Raw genomic sequence first — 16,409 nt, 5'->3', positions numbered from 1 at the left:
CCTCAGATCTTGTTGGGCACAACTGTGAACTTCCCCGCGTTACCCGCCGCCGTTTTCTGCCACACTTCACAGTTTACTGTGGCAAGCAGTGTTAATTACATTTCCCTCTGCGATAACACTCGAATAATGGAATGGAGAGAACCCCAAATGATGAAGCATCCACTGACGCTGTCCGCGCTTGCGCTGCTGGTGTGCGCCTCGGCGCAGGCGGCCACCGTCGATCTGCGCGTGCTGGAAACCACCGATCTGCACAGCAACATGATGGACTTCGATTACTACAAGGACACGCCGACCGACAAGTTCGGCCTGGTGCGCACCGCCAGCCTGATCCAACAGGCGCGCCAGCAGGCCGCCAACGCGGTGTTGGTGGATAACGGCGACATCATTCAGGGCAGCCCGCTCGGCGATTACATGGCGGCCAAGGGGCTGAAACCGGGCGACGTGCACCCGGTCTATAAGGCGATGAACACGCTGGACTATGTGGTCGGCAACATCGGCAACCATGAGTTCAACTACGGGCTGGACTACCTGAAGAACGCCATCGCCGGCGCCAAATTCCCGTACATCAACGCCAACGTCATCGACGCCAAAACGCAAAAACCGCTGTTCACGCCATACATCATCGTCGATACCCCGGTGAAGGATCGCGATGGCAAGGCGCATACGCTGCGCATCGGCTACATCGGCTTCGTGCCGCCGCAGATCCTGGTGTGGGACAAAGCCAACCTGCAGGGCAAAGTGACGGTGGACGACATCACCGCCACCGCCAAGCGCTACGTGCCGCAGATGCGTAAACAGGGCGCCGATCTGGTGGTGGCGATCCCGCATTCCGGGTTGTCCAGCGAGCCTTACAAGGCGATGGCGGAAAACTCGGTCTATTACCTCAGCCAGGTGCCCGGCATCGACGCCATCATGTTCGGCCACGCCCACGCGGTGTTCCCGAGCAAGGACTTCGCCAACATCAAAGGCGCGGATATCGACAAAGGCCTGCTGAATGGCATACCGGCGGTGATGCCGGGTCAATGGGGCGACCATCTCGGCGTGGTCGATCTGCAGCTCAACAACGATGGCGGTAGCTGGAAAGTGACCGCCGCCAAAGCGGAAGCGCGGCCGATCTACGACAAAGAGAACAAGAAATCGCTGGCGGCGGAAGATGCCGCGCTGGTGAAGGTGTTGGCGGACGATCACAAAGGCACGCGCGAGTTCGTCAGCCAGCCGATCGGTAAATCCGACGGCAACATGTACAGCTACCTGGCGCTGGTGCAGGACGATCCGACGGTGCAGATCGTCAACAATGCGCAGAAGGCCTACGTCGAACATTACATCCAGGGCGACCCGGACCTGGCCGATCTGCCGGTGCTGTCCGCGGCGGCCCCGTTCAAGGTCGGCGGCCGCAAGAACGACCCCGCCAGCTTCGTCGAAGTGGAAAAAGGCCAGCTCACCTTCCGCAACGCCGCCGATCTCTATCTCTATCCCAATACGCTGGTGGTGGTGAAGGCCAGCGGCAAAGAGGTGAAAGAGTGGCTGGAGTGCTCCGCCGGCCAGTTCAACCAGATCGACGTCAACAGCGCCAAGCCGCAAGGCTTGATCAACTGGGACGGCTTCCGCACCTATAACTTCGACGTGATCGACGGCGTCAACTACCAGATCGACGTCAGCCAACCGGCGCGCTACGACGGCGAATGCCAGCTGATCAACGCTAAGGCGGAGCGCATCAAGCAGCTGACCTTCAACGGCAAGCCGATCGATCCGAACGCCACCTTCCTGGTTGCCACCAACAACTACCGCGCCTACGGCGGCAAGTTTGCCGGCACCGGCGACAAACATATCGCCTTCGCTTCGCCGGATGAAAACCGCTCGGTGCTGGCGGCCTACATCACCGCCGAAACCCAGCGGCATGGCGCGGTGCGCCCGCAGGCGGACAACAATTGGCGTTTGGCTAACTTCAGCAGCAAGCAGCCGCTGGATATCCGCTTCGAGACCTCGCCTTCGGACAAAGCGACGAAGTTTATCAAAGAGCACGCCCAATACCCGATGAGCGCCGCAGGCAGCGACAGCATCGGCTTCGCGGTTTATCGCATCGATTTAAGCGGTAAGTAACTCACTGTCACTGGCCGGCTCGCCCGGCCATTCATCGCCCGTTTGCGCGGCGCATAAAATAAGGGCGCCACGAAGGCGCCCAGAGTAATCCTCGGTGGGATTACAGGATTTCCAGCAGCTCGACGTCGAACACCAGCGCGCTGAACGGCGGGATGGACGCGCCTGCGCCACGCTCGCCGTAGGCCAGGTTGTGCGGGATATACAGCTGCCATTTGGAACCGACCGGCATCAGGGTCAGCGCTTCGATCCAGCCTGGGATCACGCCGCTGACCGGGAATTCTGCCGGCTGGCCGCGTTCAACCGAGCTGTCGAACACGTCGCCGTTGATAAGACGGCCGGTGTAGTGCACACGCACGCGATCCTGACGGGACGGGATTGGGCCGTTGCCCTGCTCCAGTACGGAGAACTGCAGGCCAGACTCGGTCAGCGTCACGTCGTCGCGCTTGGCGTTGTCGTCCAGGAATTTCTGGCCTTCAACGGCCATCGCCTGCTGGCGCTCGCGGCGCACCGCATCCGCACGCTCGTGGATTTCACGCAGCGCACGGTGCACCACGTCTACCGGAACCGCCGGGGCATTCCCTTCCAGCGCGTCGCGCAGACCCGCCAGCAAAGCTTCCGGTTGCAAACCTTCCAGCCCGGACTCTTGCAGCTGCTGGCCGACCTGTAAACCAATCCCGTAACTTGCTTGCGCTTCAACGCTGTCAAAAGAAGGGGTTGTCATGGGGTTTTCCTTAAGTCTGTAAAAAGTCGAAAGCGCAGCATAACAGCGCGTCAATGCCGGGTAAAATCTTGTGTGGAGAATGATGACTTTTGTCGTAGAAAAAGAAACAATAACCTTCTGTTAACGCCCGCAGCCGCAAACCCCGGCCCTGCCGCTCAGCCGCCTTTCACTTCAATCAGTTAGCGGACTATACTGAAAGCAGGATATCGGGCAGGCGACGCGCTTGCCGCGCCGCGCTTATTATTACGCCGTCGAAGAGAGGTCACCATGGGCAGAATCGCGCCCAGGAGAAGGAAAACCACCCGCATCTACCAGCCGCTGCTGCGCACCTGGCTGAACATCAGCCAGCGCCTGAAACCCGGCGCCGCACCCACGCAGGAAGACGCGGAGTCGCCATCGGAACCGCCGTCGGCCAACGACAAGATGCAGCGGGTCAAAGCGCTGCTGGCCAAAGTCTGGCATCTGCCGGACGGTTTCCATTGGATGGAACCACTGCCCTACTTTCACCGCCGCTGGGTGCTGATCTTCGGCATCATTCTGCTGCTGGCGTTGCTGTGGCCCTACTCGCCCGAAAGACAGCCGTTCCCGGTCTCTCAGCAGGAAACCAGCGTGCCGCTGCAGGCTGAGCTGCAAAACGGCGGTGGCGCCGCCACGCCGACCAACGAACCGACGCCGGCGGGCAACTGGCAGCGTTATCAGATCCAGCCCGGCCAGACGCTGGCCCAGCTGTTTCGCGACAACAATCTGCCGGTGAATGAGGTGTTCGCCATGGCGCAGGTGGAAGGCGGCGACAAACCGCTGAGCAACATGAAAGCCGGTCAGGAAGTGCGCATCGAACGCGACGCCAACGGCGTGATTAACGCGCTGTCGGTCACCACCGTGGACAACAGCCAGGCGCTGTTCCGCCGCCAGGCCGACGGCAGCTACCGCCGGGAACGCTAATCGCTAAAGCTGCGCCAGCAAAAACTCGCGCAGCACCACGCCCTGGTTGTGCTCGGTATCTTTGCTGCCATACAGCAGCGTCAGCGCCTCCCCCTGCCGCAACAGCGCCACCAGCGGCTGCCAGGCGTCGTTGGCCGCCAGCTGTTGGCGGTAACGCGCCTCGAAGGCTTCCCACTGGTCGGTATGCTGATGGAACCACTTGCGCAGCTCGTCATCCGGCGCCACCTGTTTCAACCACTGCACGCCCGCCAGCCTCTCCTTGCTGATGCCGCGCGGCCATAGCCTGTCTATCAGATAGCAATGCGCCGGCGCCGGCGCGCTGAAGTCGTAAACCCGCTGTAGCGTAATCGTTGCCATCACACGCTCTCCCTTTTCATCCCGTCTTCTAGCGTAGCGCGTTTTGCCGGGCGCAGAAAAGCAAAACGCCAGCGCGAGGCTGGCGTTTTAACCGGGTTAACAGCAGCGTAAATTACGCTTCTGCAACCACAACTACATTCAGCTGTGCGAACACGTCGCTGTGTACCTGGAAGTGCACTTCGTGCTCACCAGTGGTACGCAGAACGCCGTTCGGCAGACGAACTTCGCTCTTGGCAACTTCAACGCCTGCCGCAGTCACTGCGTCAGCGATGTCGCGGGTGCCGATAGAGCCGAACAGTTTACCTTCGTCGCCAGATTTGGAAGCGATGGTCACTGAACCCAGTTCGTTGATCTTGGTTGCGCGAGCTTCAGCAGCAGCCAGAACGTCAGCCAGTTTGGCTTCCAGTTCAGCACGGCGTGCTTCGAAGAACTCAACGTTTTTCTTGGTAGCAGGAACAGCTTTGCCCTGTGGTACCAGGAAGTTACGAGCGTAGCCCGCTTTAACGTTAACTTGATCACCCAGGCTGCCCAGGTTTGCTACTTTATCAAGCAGAATAACTTGCATTACCTTATCCTCTCAAAGTCGTTAATGGACAGTGGCCGATTACTGATGACGATCAGTGTACGGCAACAAAGACAGGTAGCGCGCGCGCTTGATAGCACGGGCCAGCTGGCGCTGATATTTTGCACGAGTACCGGTGATACGGCTCGGTACAATTTTACCACTTTCGGTGATGTAGTTTTTCAGCGTAGCGATGTCTTTATAGTCAATCTCTTGAACGCCTTCCGCGGTGAAACGGCAGAACTTGCGACGACGGAAATAACGTGCCATTTGGCTAGTCTCCAGAATCTATCAATTCAATCTGCTCGGCATGCAGAACCAATTTGCTCAGCCCGTTGCGCCCTTGATGGCAGCTTACAAAGCCTTGCACGGTAATCTGACTGCCGACCGTTAATCTTTGAGTTAGTGCTTGTGACTGTTGTCCGCTGACAACCACGGGCATTCGGCACCATGCTTGTCTGCTGAATCCGGCTTCCATCTGCTGCGAACGGTGCTCTAGCACAAATTGGCAGTGCGGTATCCCGGAAGGACTCACTTTTCGAACCGGCGCCTTGCACACAGTGCCCGACAAAACCAGACGATTAGCCGTCACGGCGGCAATTACTCTTCAGAATCCCCAGCATCTGCATCATCTGCGGTTTCGTTAGCGAAGTCTTCGCGGCGATCGCCACGACGTTCGTCTTTCGCTTTAACCATCGGAGATGCTTCAGTTACCGCGTGCTTAACGCGCATAACCATGCTGCGGATAACGGCGTCGTTGAAGCGGAAGTTAGTTTCCAGCTCATCGATCGCTTCCTGCGGCGCTTCAACGTTCAGCAGAACGTAGTGAGCTTTGTGCAGTTTGTTGATCGGATAAGCCAGCTGACGGCGGCCCCAGTCTTCCAGACGGTGAATCTGACCTTGCGCGTTAGTGATGGTAGCACTGTAACGCTCGATCATGCCCGGAACCTGTTCGCTTTGGTCAGGATGGACCATAAAAACGATTTCGTAATGACGCATCGAATTGCTCCTTACGGATTATTCAGCCTCCTGTCAGGGTCAACCGCGGCCCATGGAAGCAAGGAACGTGTTTAGTGTGCGGCTGAAAAATGACGCGTAATCATACTGACGCAGGGCGGGAAACTCAAGGACTGCGTGGGTTTTATTCGCGTTATTGAGAGGGGGTATGGGAAATAGCACGATTTGCTGGCGGGGAAACCTATGTACGCCAATCCATCAGTTTCAAAAATCTTTCAATGAAATCAGCGCTGAATCACAAATCTATTTCATTTTTTTTGAAAGAGGCCATCAAAACGCCCCGCTTTTTAATCCGCCGCAACCGACTAAAATTAACCTTATCCGCCGCAGACAGCGCGACGAAAAAGATTCCAGGTTATTCAATGCAGATAAATGACTTTTTGCCGCAGCGACACTCGCTGTCAGGCCGTAACGGCAAAAAGTAAGAGAGGCACTATGAAACGCATCATTCTCGCGACGGCGCTTGCCGCCCTGTTCTCCGCCAACGTGATGGCCGCGACGGAGATCTCCTCGCACCAGGCCGATCAACGCCAGAGCGTTGGCTTCGTCACCCTGAACCAGAACGTGGTCTCGCCGGATGACGCCAGCAGCCAGGTCAGTAAAATCGCCGATCAACGCGGTGCAAGCTCTTATCGCATCATCGCCCTGCACGAACCGGGCGACAACAGCACGATGCACGTCAGCGCCGAGCTGTACCGTTAAAAAGACGCGCCACGCCAGGGAAATCCCCAGGGCTTCATCAGAAAGCCCGTTCAGTCCGCATCGGAGCGCCGCCTGTCGGGCGCTCCACTTCCTCACCCATCACAGTTTGAGCAACGTCGGCGCGCTGAACGCTTTGCCCTGATTGTGCAATTGCAGCGCCATCCGCAGATAGTTTGTCCGTACCTGCAGCAGTTCGGCGCTTTCCTCCAGCGTCGCCCGCTGCTCGAAGGAGAGCGAGCCGGCCTTCGCGGTTTGCGCGGCCGCCGCTTTCGGCGCGGAGGCGAACAGCGCCGTCATGTTTTGCACCGTATGCGCGGTGATGCGCGACAGCGGATTTGCCTTGTTTTGCCGCGCCTTGCCGTCGGCTGCCCCCAGCATCTCACTGAAGGCCATTGAGTTAAGATCGGCGCGCGCTTTCATCGTTCCCGCCAGCCCGCGCGCTGTCTCGGCCGTATTGCTGATACCCTTTATCATGCTCTCCGCTCCTTGCCGCCCCTGAAAGAATTCACGCTGACATTCTCCTCCGCCATGCGTCAAACAATGACCGAAACAGCCTGCAGAGAGCACCGCAATTCCACGCATCGCGCCCGGAGGCACATTACAATTCGCGGCGAAAGAAATCGGTGGTGGCGGACAGCGCCAGCGGCGTGATGCGATGCTTCACGCCCGGCTCGACGAGCGATGTCAAACGGCCGTCCGCACCTTGCTGCCGCAGTTCAGCCGCCAAACGCAGGCTGTCCGCCGCCGGCACCACGTCGTCCGTCTCGCCGTGCCACAGCAGCAGCGGCCGCCCTGCAATCTGCGCCAAACGTCCTTCCAGCTCATACTCCGCCAGCACGGCGGTGCGCGCCGCAAACGCCGTCGGCGAGAGCGCCTCGCCCGTCTCGCCCAACGGCGGATACAGCGTTTGCGCCAGCGCACGGTAATAGCCGGAACCCATCAGGCTGGCGGCCGCACGGATCCACGGAAAGCGCGCGAAGGCGCCAAGCGCGGTCATGCCGCCCATTGAGGCGCCGGCGACGCCGATGCGGCCGTCGGCGATCAGGCCAAGCCGCTCAAAATGCGCGTTGATCTGCGGCAGTTCGTCGATATTGCTGCGCAGGATCTCCCAGAATGACGCCAGGCGCCGCGCCTCATCGCCGTCGAATCGCTCGCCGTGCCGATCGGCATCCGGCAACACCGCCCGAAAACCGGCGCGCGCCAGCGCATAGGCAAAATAAGCGTATACCTCTTTCGACGAGGTATAGCCATGGCAGAAGAACACCGTCGGCAGCGGCCGATGATACTGCCCCGCCGGCACCGCATGGATCACCGCGATATCGCCAGCCTGCTCGTCATGAATTTCGATCATCCGTTCATCCTCAACTCACCTGTTGGCATTCATCATGACAAACTTGCGCGAAGCAGCGTTAGCTCAATCTGTTACAGCTTATATTGCGTTACACTGAAGCCATCGCACCGGCGCTTACGAGGTCACCATGACGATTGCCCGCACACTCATTACCCTGACGCTGGCCGCACAGCTTTCCGCCTGCGGCATCATGACCACCACGCCGAAACCGCCGCCGCCCCCCACCGCTCAGGCGCAGGAGATCGTTCGCGCGCAGACCGCCGAGCTGGTGAAAATGGGCACCGTCACCGCCGTGGTGCGCGGCAGCCCGATGGACGTGGAAGCGGAGATCCAACGCAAGGCCACCGCCGCCGGTGCCCGTTATTACGTGATCATCATGAACAGCGAAACCGTCGTGCCGGGCCAATGGTATTCCCAGGCGATCCTGTATCGCTAAGGCGGGGATTTTTTAAGCAGCTTTACACTGGCTTTGCACTGGCTGAAGAAGGGTGTTGCACACTGAGGGACAGCATGCCGCATGTTGCGGGTGTCGATTCAGGATCTGACGAAGGGGAACGCCATGAAACGCTCCACCGCACTCACCTCCCTCTTGCTTTCCATGGGATTGCTCAGCACCGGCGCACAGTCCGCCGAGCTGGCGCCCGCCGATCGCGTGACGCCGCTCAGTGAAATCGCCGAGATCACCTTCAACGATTTGCCCGGCTCACCGCAGGAGGCGGAACTGGCCATCGCCCGCACCGCCGACCAACACGGCGCCAGCTATTACCGCATCCTGCGGATGGAAGAGCAGGCGCACCCGCTTGGCTGGCGCGCCTCGGCCATCTTATACCTTTAGTAGCTCATGCAAGCCGCATTCAACACCCCGCCGCTGACGGAGACGCCCCCAGGAAAATCCCGGCGGCCAGGTGATTCGCTTCTATCTTGTCGCTGATGCGCGGCATGTAGATCTTCACGGCGGCGAACAGCAGCAGTTGCACCACCAGCGCCACCACGCCCCACAGCAGGTAATCCAGCAGGCTGATCGAGTTGATCGCCGCGCTGGCCAGCGGGATCACATATCCCAGGCAAGCGCCGATAAAAGCAAAGGCGGCGGATTGATTATCGGACTTGATCAGCGCCCATTCGTCGTGCGGGGTGATGCGGGTATAGACGAACAGAAACACCAAAATCATGGCGAAGCCGCTGAAGAAGTAAGAGGCGAACGCCGCCAACGCGCTGAGAATATCCATGTGCATTTTCCTGTCAGAGTGAGGCTGAATTAAAAAGGTTTTCGCCGCCGGGCGCCACCCTTTTCCCTAACCGCCGATGGCGCGGTTCAGCAGCAGTTCGCACGCCTCGGCCGACAGCAGGCTCTCGCCGCGGTGATCCAGCGTCAGATGACACCAGGCGTCGGCGATCAGCGGGCTGGCGTGCTGCAGCAGCTGCGCGGCGCAGCACAGGTCGAACAGCTGTTGAGTCAGCAGCCGCCCCATCTCCTCGCTCGGTTGCCGGGCACGCTGCTGCCACTGCCGCCAGGCGTGATCGAACAACCGATTCTGGCCGCGCACCGGCTGCAGCTCGAACTGTAACATCTCGAGCGCGCCCGGCAGTTTATGCAGACTGCGCAACACGTCCAGACACATGATGTTGCCGGAGCCCTCCCAGATGCTGTTCACCGGCATTTCACGGTACAGGCGCGGCAGCTCGCTCTCCTCGCAGTAACCGATGCCGCCCAGCACCTCCATCGCCTCGGCGATGAACGGCATGCCCTGACGGCAGATGCTGTATTTGGCCGCCGGGGTCAGCAGGCGGCTGTAGATCAGCTCGCCTTCATTGCTGCGGCTCTCCCAGGCGCGGGCCAGCCGGAACAGCAACGCGGTATGCCCTTCCAGCCGCAGCGCCATGCGCGCCAAGACCTGGCGCATCAGCGGTTGTTCTATCAACAATTTGCCGAACGCCTGCCGCTGCAGCGCATGATACAGCGCCACCGACAGCCCGCGGCGCATCAGGCCGTGGCTGCCCAGCGAACAGTCGAAACGAGTCAGGCCGCCCATCTTCAGGATATGCCGCACCCCGTCGCCCTCATCGCCCAGCAGCCAGGCCGTGGCGTCCTGAAACTCCACCTCGCTGCTGGCGTTGGAGCGGTTGCCCAGCTTGTCTTTCAACCGCTCAAGGCGAATGGCGTTGCGGCTGCCGTCCGGCAAAATGCGCGGCAGGAAGAAACAGGACAGCCCGCCTTCGGCCTGCGCCAGCACCAGGTGCGCATCGCTTTGCGGCACCGAGAAGAACCACTTGTGCCCCACCAGCCGGTAGGCTTCGCCCGGCCCGCGCGCGCCGAGCGGCGTGGCGGTGGTGGTATTGCTCAAGACATCGGAGCCGCCCTGCTTCTCTGTCATGCCCATGCCGATCAGCAGGCCGCGCTTTTGCCCGCCCGGCAGCAGATGAGCGTCATAACGATCCGACAGCAGCGGCGTCAGCCAGGCGCGAAACTCGGCCGGTAACGCCTGCAGCAGCAGCGGCGTGGCGCCGAAGGTCATGGTCACCGGGCAGAGCGTGCCGGCCTCGACCTGCGCATGCAGCATAAAGCGCGCGGCGCGCGCCACGAAGGAACCGATGCGCGCATCCTCCTGCCAGGGCAGGTTGTGCACCCGGTTGGCGATCAGCCCCTGCATCAGGATATGCCAGGCCGGGTGAAAGCGAACGTCGTCCAGCCGCTGGCCGGTGGCGTCGTAGCGCAGCAGCTCCGGCGGGTTGGCGTTGGCCAGCCGCCCCAGCTCCAGCGACTCCTGCGTGCCGAGCTGCTGGCCCAGCGAAGCCAATATCTCTGCGTCCCAACCGCCTTGCTCGCGCTGCAACGCTTCGCGCAGCGGCGTATCGGAGAGAAACAGGTTGCTGTTGCCCAGCGGCTTGGGTTGGTTAAAAACGGTGTGCGTAGTCCAGACCATGAGAGTGCTCCCTGAAAAAAGCGTCAGGGGTAAGTATGGTCGGCGCAGAGATTTCTGCCGCAGGCGGGATCACAAGAGGGGGAATTAACGGGAGCACGGCGCCCCCGTCAGAAGAATCAGCCGCGCTGGCGCACCGCTTCGAACAGGCAGATGCCGGTGGCGACCGACACGTTCAGTGAAGAGACGGTACCGGCCATCGGGATGCTGATCAGCTCATCGCAGTGTTCGCGGGTCAGGCGGCGCATGCCTTCGCCTTCCGCGCCCATCACCAGCGCCATCGGGCCGGTCATTTTGCTCTGATACAGGGTATGGTCGGCTTCGCCGGCGGTGCCGACGACCCAGACATTCATCTCTTGCAGCAGACGCAGCGTGCGCGCCAGATTGGTCACGCGGATCAACGGCACGTTTTCGGCGGCGCCGCAGGCCACTTTCTTGGCGGTGGCGTTCAACTGGGCGGAACGATCGCGGGGCACGATCACCGCGTGCACGCCGGCCGCATCGGCGCTGCGCAGGCAGGCGCCGAGGTTATGCGGGTCGGTCACGCCGTCCAGCACCAGCAGGAATGGCGTTTCCACGCTCTCCAACAGGCCCGGCAGATCGTTCTCCTGATACTGACGCCCTTCGCGCACCCGGGCGATGATCCCTTGGTGCACCGCGCCTTCAACCTTGTCATCCAGCCATTGGCGATTCGCCACCTGGATCACGATGCCGGTCGCTTCCAGCTCGGCGATCAGCGGCTGCAGGCGGCGATCTTCGCGGCCTTTCAGGATAAACACTTCCAGGAAGCGTTGCGGATCGCGCTCTAACAGGGCTTTGACGGCGTGGATGCCGTAAATAATTTCGCTCATGATGCTCTTTTAAAGTCGTGCGGCCGGCGATAACCGGCCGATGGTAACGATGTGCGGCAGGTTAAGCCTGCTCGGCACCTTTCTTCTTGGCTGCGCGTTTGGCTTTGGTCGCCGCCGCGATTTTCCGCGTTTTGTCGGACGCTTTCTTGGCTTTCTTTTTCGCCTTCTTCACGTTGTCCGCGGGCTTGGCGTCATCCTGCTTACGGAAGGCGCTGTCCGGCTCGAAGTTGGCCGGCGGTTTGCCGCCGCGGCGCTTGCCGCGCCCCGCATTGCCGCTGTCGCGCAGCGTGCGTTGGCCGCCCTTCTTGGCGCGATCGCGCTCGGTTTTGCCTTCACCGCGCGCTTTGCGGGTGCTGGACACCAGCGCGAAGTCGATCTTGCGCTCGTCCATATGCACCGCATCCACGCGGATCTCCACCGTATCCCCCAGGCGATAGACCGTGCCGGAAGACTCGCCGATCAGGCGCTGGCCGATATTATCGTAGCGATAGTAATCATTATCCAGCGTTGATACGTGCACCAGCCCGTCGATGAACAGATCGTTCAGGCGCACGAAGAAGCCGAAGCCGGTCACGCTGGAGATTATGCCGCTGAACACTTCACCGACGTGATCCTGCATGAAGTCGCACTTCAGCCAGTCGGCGACGTTGCGCGTCGCTTCGTCCGCGCGGCGCTCGGTCATCGAACAGTGTTCGCCCAGCTGCAGCATCTCTTCGAATTCGCTGTGCCAGCCGCCGGTCGGCGTCCAGCGCTCTTTCGGCTCGCCATGCTCTTTGGCCAGCTGGTATTTGATCGCGCGGTGCAACGCCAGATCCGGATAACGGCGGATCGGCGAGGTGAAGTGGCCGTAAGAGGCCAGCGCCAGGCCGAAGTGGCCGCGGTTTTCCGGATCGTAAATCGCCTGCTTCATCGAGCGCAGCAACATGGTTTGCAGCATTTCGTGGTCAGGGCGCTCGGACACTTCATCCATCAGCACCGCATAGTCCTTCGGCTGCGGCTTGTTGCCGCCGCCCAGCGTCAGCCCCAGCTCGCTCAGCACGCTGCGCAGCGCGGAGATGTGGTCATCGCTCGGACGATCGTGCACGCGGTACAGCGCCGGCTCGTTACGTTTCTCGACGAAGCGCGCGGCCGCCACGTTGGCCATGATCATGCACTCTTCGATCAGCTTGTGGGCGTCGTTGCGCACCGTCGGCTCCACGCGCTCGATGCGGCGTTCGGCGTTGAAGATGAATTTGGCTTCTTCGGTTTCAAACGCGATGCCGCCGCGCTCGGCGCGCGCCTTATCCAGCACCTTGTACATGGCGTGCAGCTCTTCCAGGTGCTTGACCAGCGGGTGGTAATGCTCGCGCAGCTCCTGATCGCCCTGCAGAATGTGCCACACCTTGTTGTAGGTCAGGCGGGCGTGGGAGCTCATCACCGCCTCGTAGAACTTGGCCGTGGACAGGCGCCCTTGGGCGGAGATGGTCATCTCGCACACCATGCACAGGCGATCGACCTGCGGGTTCAGGGAGCACAGCCCGTTGGACAGCACTTCCGGCAGCATCGGGATCACCTGCGACGGGAAATACACCGAGTTGCCGCGGCTGCGCGCTTCGTCGTCCAGCGCGGTGCGTGGACGCACATAGTAGCTGACGTCGGCGATCGCTACCCACAGGCGCCAGCCGCCGCCGCGTTTTTTCTCGCAGTACACGGCATCATCGAAGTCGCGCGCGTCTTCACCGTCGATGGTGACCAACGGCAGCTTGCGCAGATCGACGCGGCCCTTCTTGGCCGCTTCCGGCACCTGTTCGCTGAGATCGGCCACCTGCTTTTCCACCTGCGGCGGCCAGGTATGCGGGATCTCATGGGTGCGCAGCGCGATATCCACCGCCATGCTGGTGCCCATTTTGTCGCCGAGGATCTCGACGATCTTGCCGACCGCTTTGGTGCGGCGGGTCGGGCGCTGAGTCAGCTCCACCACCACCATGTAGCCCATGCGCGCGCCGCTGACGCTGTCCGCCGGGATCAGAATATCGAAGCTCAGACGGCTGTCGTCCGGCACCACGAAGCCGGTACCGGCATCCATGAAGAAGCGGCCGACGATCTGGCTGGTTTTCGGCACCAGCACGCGCACGATGCGCGCTTCGCGACGCCCTTTGCGATCCGCGCCCAGCGCCTGCGCCAGCACCACGTCACCGTGGATCGCCATTTTCATCTGTTCGGCGGACAGGTACAGATCGTCTTTGCTGCCTTCAACGCGCAGGAAGCCGTAGCCGTCGCGGTGGCCAATCACCGTGCCGCGCAGCAGGTCCAAACGTTCCGGCAGCGCGTAGCACTGGCGGCGGGTAAACACTAACTGGCCATCGCGCTCCATGGCGCGCAGGCGGCGGCGCAGCGCTTCCAGCTGTTCTTCGCCGCTGAGGCCCAATTCGTTGCCCAGTTCTTCGCGGCTGGCCGGCGTTTCTCGTTTCGCCAAATGGGCCAGGATATATTCACGGCTGGGAATGGGAGATTCGTATTTTTCTGCTTCTCGTTCCAGGAATGGATCTTGTGACATTGCGGTTCCTCCGTTGTCATCAGCAGGATGACGTTGAGCCTTGTCTTCTCAACGTCGTTTTATTCGACAAGCAATAGCTTGTAGAGCGGCGGATTGTCTTCGACCATGTCGGCCAACGTATGCTTATCCAGCTCTTCAAGGAAATTCTGTACGCCCTGTTGGAGCACCTGCTTCAATCGGCAGGCAGGGGTGATGTGGCAAAACTCGCTGCTGCAGTTAACCAGCGCAAGCGGCTCCAGCGCCCGCACGACATCGCCGAGGCGAATGCTCTCGGCCGGTTTGCCCAAACGGATGCCGCCATGCTTGCCGCGCACCGCCGTGACAAAACCGACCCGGCTCAACTGATTGATGATCTTCACCATATGGTTGCGAGACACGCCATACACCTCGGTCACTTCCGAGATACTGGTCATCTTGTCCTGCGGCAACGAGGCCATGTAGATCAACGCCCGCAGACCATAATCAGTAAAACTTGTTAACTGCACATCTTACCTCTGGGTATGACTTTACCCGTCTGATACGCCGCTTTTCGGCGCTATTCAAAAGATTACTCATTGGATAATAAACCAGCCGGAGAGTTCGTCGCTAATTATTTAGCGAATCCCGCGCCCTAAGGCGGGTTTATGAAAGGATTTTTTGACGTGAAACCGCAATCGGAGGGAGTCAGGATAAAAACAAACCGGGACGCGCCCGGTTTGTTTAATGCCGCAAAGCCTGATTATGCGTCGAACGGGTCGCGCAGGATCATGGTTTCGCTGCGATCCGGGCCGGTAGAGATGATGTCTACCGGTACGCCGGTCACTTCTTCGATGCGCTTGATGTAGTTCAGCGCAGCCTGAGGCAGCTTGCTGTGCTCTTTCACGCCAAAGGTGGTTTCGCTCCAGCCCGGCATGGTTTCGTAGATAGGCTCAATGCCTTCCCAGCCTTCAGCCGCCAGCGGAGTGGTGTCCACTTCACGGCCGTCCGGCATGCGGTAACCCACGCAGATCTTCACTTCTTTCAGGCCGTCCAGGACGTCCAGTTTGGTCAGGCAGAAGCCAGACAGGGAGTTGATCTGCACCGCGCGACGCACCGCTACCGCGTCCAGCCAGCCGGTACGACGACGACGGCCGGTGGTGGCGCCGAACTCGTTACCCTGCTTGCACAGGTACTCGCCGGTTTCATCGAACAGCTCGGTTGGGAACGGGCCTGCACCCACGCGAGTGGAGTAGGCTTTCACGATGCCCAGCACGTAGTCCACATAACGCGGGCCGATACCGGAACCGGTAGCCACGCCGCCGGCGGTGGTGTTGGAAGAGGTCACATACGGGTAAGTACCGTGGTCGATATCCAGCAGGGTGCCCTGAGCGCCTTCGAACATGATCAGATCGCCACGCTTGCGCGCGCCGTCCAGCAGTTCGGAAACGTCAACCACCATCGCGGTCAGGATATCGGCGATAGACAGCACGTAGTCCAGCGTCGCCTGATAATCGACGGCTTCAACTTTGTAGTAGTTGACCAGTTGGAAGTTGTGGTAATCGACGATCTCTTTCAGCTTAACGGCGAAGGTTTCTTTGTTGAACAGATCGCCGACGCGCAGACCGCGACGAGCCACTTTATCTTCGTAAGCCGGGCCGATGCCGCGACCGGTGGTGCCGATCGCTTTCGCGCCGCGCGCTTTCTCACGCGCGTTATCCAACGCAACGTGGTAAGGCAGGATCAACGGGCAAGCTTCAGAGAGTAACAAACGTTCGCGTACCGGGATGCCACGCGCTTCGAGTTCACCCATTTCTTTCATCAACGCGTCCGGCGCCAGAACAACACCGTTGCCGATGATGCTGGTGACGTTTTCACGCAGAATGCCTGAAGGAATTAAATGAAGAACGGTTTTTTCACCGTTGATTACCAGAGTGTGGCCAGCGTTATGGCCACCTTGGTAGCGCACAACATATTGAGCCCGTTCAGTCAGCAGGTCTACAACCTTGCCTTTACCTTCGTCACCCCATTGGGTGCCCAGTACGACGACGTTCTTACCCATTTTTCAAAATCACCGATTGCTTAAAAATGGATTCTACCACCGTAATTTTCGATTTTCAGCACTTTTAGCATACGATTGCATAAATTTTGGGCTAGACTTTAAAGACCCGTGCGGCCGCTCAACATGTAGTAGATCACGCAGCCCGCAACCACTATTCCACCGCCAAATCGCCGCAGCGTCGCGTCCGGCAACTGCGACATCGCCACAATCATTTTGCGCCAGGCCTGCGGAAACAGCATCGGCCCCAATCCTTCCAGCACCAGAACCAGCCCGAGCGCCAGCCAAATCGTTGAGTTCATGCATCCCCCAAAAACGAGAAAGGGCCCGCGAAA

General features: G+C 60.2%; 20 protein-coding genes and 1 pseudogene. 6 read left to right on the top strand and 15 right to left on the bottom strand.

Going from position 1 to position 16,409, the window contains the following annotated elements; translation table 11 throughout:
* Positions 1-147 precede the first annotated feature (147 nt).
* Positions 148-2,100, top strand: a complete 1,953-nt coding sequence (locus SERRSCBI_RS01910) for a bifunctional 2',3'-cyclic-nucleotide 2'-phosphodiesterase/3'-nucleotidase (RefSeq protein WP_042783525.1) — start codon at positions 148-150, stop codon at positions 2,098-2,100.
* Between the two features lie 100 nt (positions 2,101-2,200).
* Here SERRSCBI_RS01910 and fklB read toward each other — a convergent pair whose 3' ends face one another.
* On the bottom strand, positions 2,201-2,821 hold the full coding sequence (gene fklB / locus SERRSCBI_RS01905; protein ID WP_004933618.1) for an FKBP-type peptidyl-prolyl cis-trans isomerase: 621 nt from the start codon (positions 2,819-2,821) through the stop codon (positions 2,201-2,203).
* A gap of 267 nt (positions 2,822-3,088) precedes the next feature.
* Here fklB and SERRSCBI_RS01900 point away from each other — a divergent pair, with 267 nt between their 5' ends.
* Entirely contained in the window at positions 3,089-3,763 is a 675-nt protein-coding gene (locus tag SERRSCBI_RS01900; RefSeq protein WP_042783524.1) for an OapA family protein, read from the top strand.
* 3 nt (positions 3,764-3,766) lie between these two features.
* On the opposite strand, the gene SERRSCBI_RS01895 is transcribed toward SERRSCBI_RS01900, so the two are convergent.
* The 5 genes from SERRSCBI_RS01895 to rpsF all read right to left on the bottom strand — a co-directional run bounded on the left by SERRSCBI_RS01895 (position 3,767) and on the right by rpsF (position 5,681).
* Complete coding sequence (locus tag SERRSCBI_RS01895; protein ID WP_042783523.1) at positions 3,767-4,120, bottom strand: DUF488 domain-containing protein; 354 nt, start codon at positions 4,118-4,120, stop codon at positions 3,767-3,769.
* 112 nt (positions 4,121-4,232) lie between these two features.
* Positions 4,233-4,685: a 50S ribosomal protein L9 gene (gene rplI, locus SERRSCBI_RS01890; RefSeq protein ID WP_004933629.1), complete on the bottom strand. Its 453-nt coding sequence runs from the start codon at positions 4,683-4,685 to the stop codon at positions 4,233-4,235.
* Positions 4,686-4,724: 39 nt separating this feature from the next.
* Entirely contained in the window at positions 4,725-4,952 is a 228-nt protein-coding gene (rpsR, locus tag SERRSCBI_RS01885) for a 30S ribosomal protein S18 (RefSeq protein ID WP_000135199.1), read from the bottom strand.
* A 4-nt stretch (positions 4,953-4,956) separates the two neighbouring features.
* Complete coding sequence (gene priB, locus SERRSCBI_RS23885; protein WP_049233092.1) at positions 4,957-5,274, bottom strand: primosomal replication protein N; 318 nt, start codon at positions 5,272-5,274, stop codon at positions 4,957-4,959.
* Positions 5,275-5,282: 8 nt separating this feature from the next.
* The gene (rpsF, locus tag SERRSCBI_RS01880) at positions 5,283-5,681 is read right to left on the bottom strand and encodes a 30S ribosomal protein S6 (protein WP_004933634.1); all 399 of its coding nucleotides are present in this window, start codon (positions 5,679-5,681) and stop codon (positions 5,283-5,285) included.
* A 236-nt stretch (positions 5,682-5,917) separates the two neighbouring features.
* Between rpsF and SERRSCBI_RS24610 the strand changes: the two genes are divergently transcribed.
* Positions 5,918-6,124, top strand: a complete 207-nt coding sequence (locus tag SERRSCBI_RS24610; protein ID WP_156965081.1) for a hypothetical protein — start codon at positions 5,918-5,920, stop codon at positions 6,122-6,124.
* A gap of 10 nt (positions 6,125-6,134) precedes the next feature.
* The gene (locus SERRSCBI_RS01875) at positions 6,135-6,401 is read left to right on the top strand and encodes a DUF1471 domain-containing protein (protein WP_033638913.1); all 267 of its coding nucleotides are present in this window, start codon (positions 6,135-6,137) and stop codon (positions 6,399-6,401) included.
* Positions 6,402-6,500: 99 nt separating this feature from the next.
* On the opposite strand, the gene SERRSCBI_RS01870 is transcribed toward SERRSCBI_RS01875, so the two are convergent.
* Both SERRSCBI_RS01870 and yjfP read right to left on the bottom strand, forming a co-directional pair.
* The gene (locus tag SERRSCBI_RS01870; RefSeq protein ID WP_042783521.1) at positions 6,501-6,875 is read right to left on the bottom strand and encodes a hypothetical protein; all 375 of its coding nucleotides are present in this window, start codon (positions 6,873-6,875) and stop codon (positions 6,501-6,503) included.
* 124 nt (positions 6,876-6,999) lie between these two features.
* Entirely contained in the window at positions 7,000-7,752 is a 753-nt protein-coding gene (gene yjfP, locus SERRSCBI_RS01865; protein ID WP_042783520.1) for an esterase, read from the bottom strand.
* A 127-nt stretch (positions 7,753-7,879) separates the two neighbouring features.
* On the opposite strand from yjfP, the gene bsmA reads away from it, so the two are divergent.
* Together bsmA and SERRSCBI_RS01855 are read left to right on the top strand one after the other, a co-directional pair.
* Positions 7,880-8,188 (top strand): biofilm peroxide resistance protein BsmA, encoded by a 309-nt coding sequence (gene bsmA / locus SERRSCBI_RS01860; RefSeq protein ID WP_033651492.1) that lies wholly within the window; start codon positions 7,880-7,882, stop codon positions 8,186-8,188.
* Positions 8,189-8,311: 123 nt separating this feature from the next.
* Positions 8,312-8,587 (top strand): DUF1471 domain-containing protein, encoded by a 276-nt coding sequence (locus SERRSCBI_RS01855; RefSeq protein WP_025305027.1) that lies wholly within the window; start codon positions 8,312-8,314, stop codon positions 8,585-8,587.
* On the opposite strand, the pseudogene SERRSCBI_RS01850 reads toward SERRSCBI_RS01855, so the two are convergent.
* The 7 genes and pseudogenes from SERRSCBI_RS01850 to SERRSCBI_RS01820 form a co-directional block, all read right to left on the bottom strand.
* Positions 8,584-8,981: pseudogene (locus SERRSCBI_RS01850) on the bottom strand (DUF350 domain-containing protein). The gene SERRSCBI_RS01855 and the pseudogene SERRSCBI_RS01850 sit on opposite strands and share 4 nt — an antisense overlap.
* Positions 8,982-9,047: 66 nt before the next feature.
* On the bottom strand, positions 9,048-10,676 hold the full coding sequence (locus SERRSCBI_RS01845) for an isovaleryl-CoA dehydrogenase (RefSeq protein WP_042783519.1): 1,629 nt from the start codon (positions 10,674-10,676) through the stop codon (positions 9,048-9,050).
* 116 nt (positions 10,677-10,792) lie between these two features.
* Entirely contained in the window at positions 10,793-11,524 is a 732-nt protein-coding gene (gene rlmB, locus SERRSCBI_RS01840; protein WP_004933653.1) for a 23S rRNA (guanosine(2251)-2'-O)-methyltransferase RlmB, read from the bottom strand.
* A 61-nt stretch (positions 11,525-11,585) separates the two neighbouring features.
* Positions 11,586-14,060 (bottom strand): ribonuclease R, encoded by a 2,475-nt coding sequence (gene rnr / locus SERRSCBI_RS01835; RefSeq protein ID WP_033651494.1) that lies wholly within the window; start codon positions 14,058-14,060, stop codon positions 11,586-11,588.
* A gap of 59 nt (positions 14,061-14,119) precedes the next feature.
* Positions 14,120-14,545 (bottom strand): nitric oxide-sensing transcriptional repressor NsrR, encoded by a 426-nt coding sequence (nsrR, locus tag SERRSCBI_RS01830; protein ID WP_015376391.1) that lies wholly within the window; start codon positions 14,543-14,545, stop codon positions 14,120-14,122.
* Positions 14,546-14,778: 233 nt separating this feature from the next.
* The gene (locus SERRSCBI_RS01825) at positions 14,779-16,077 is read right to left on the bottom strand and encodes an adenylosuccinate synthase (protein WP_025159583.1); all 1,299 of its coding nucleotides are present in this window, start codon (positions 16,075-16,077) and stop codon (positions 14,779-14,781) included.
* A 98-nt stretch (positions 16,078-16,175) separates the two neighbouring features.
* Entirely contained in the window at positions 16,176-16,376 is a 201-nt protein-coding gene (locus tag SERRSCBI_RS01820; RefSeq protein ID WP_004933666.1) for a DUF2065 domain-containing protein, read from the bottom strand.
* Positions 16,377-16,409: the final 33 nt, after the last annotated feature.

The organism is Serratia sp. SCBI, assembly GCF_000747565.1.
Taxonomy (GTDB): domain Bacteria; phylum Pseudomonadota; class Gammaproteobacteria; order Enterobacterales; family Enterobacteriaceae; genus Serratia; species Serratia ureilytica.
This window is presented reverse-complemented; position numbering and strand designations above follow the sequence as displayed.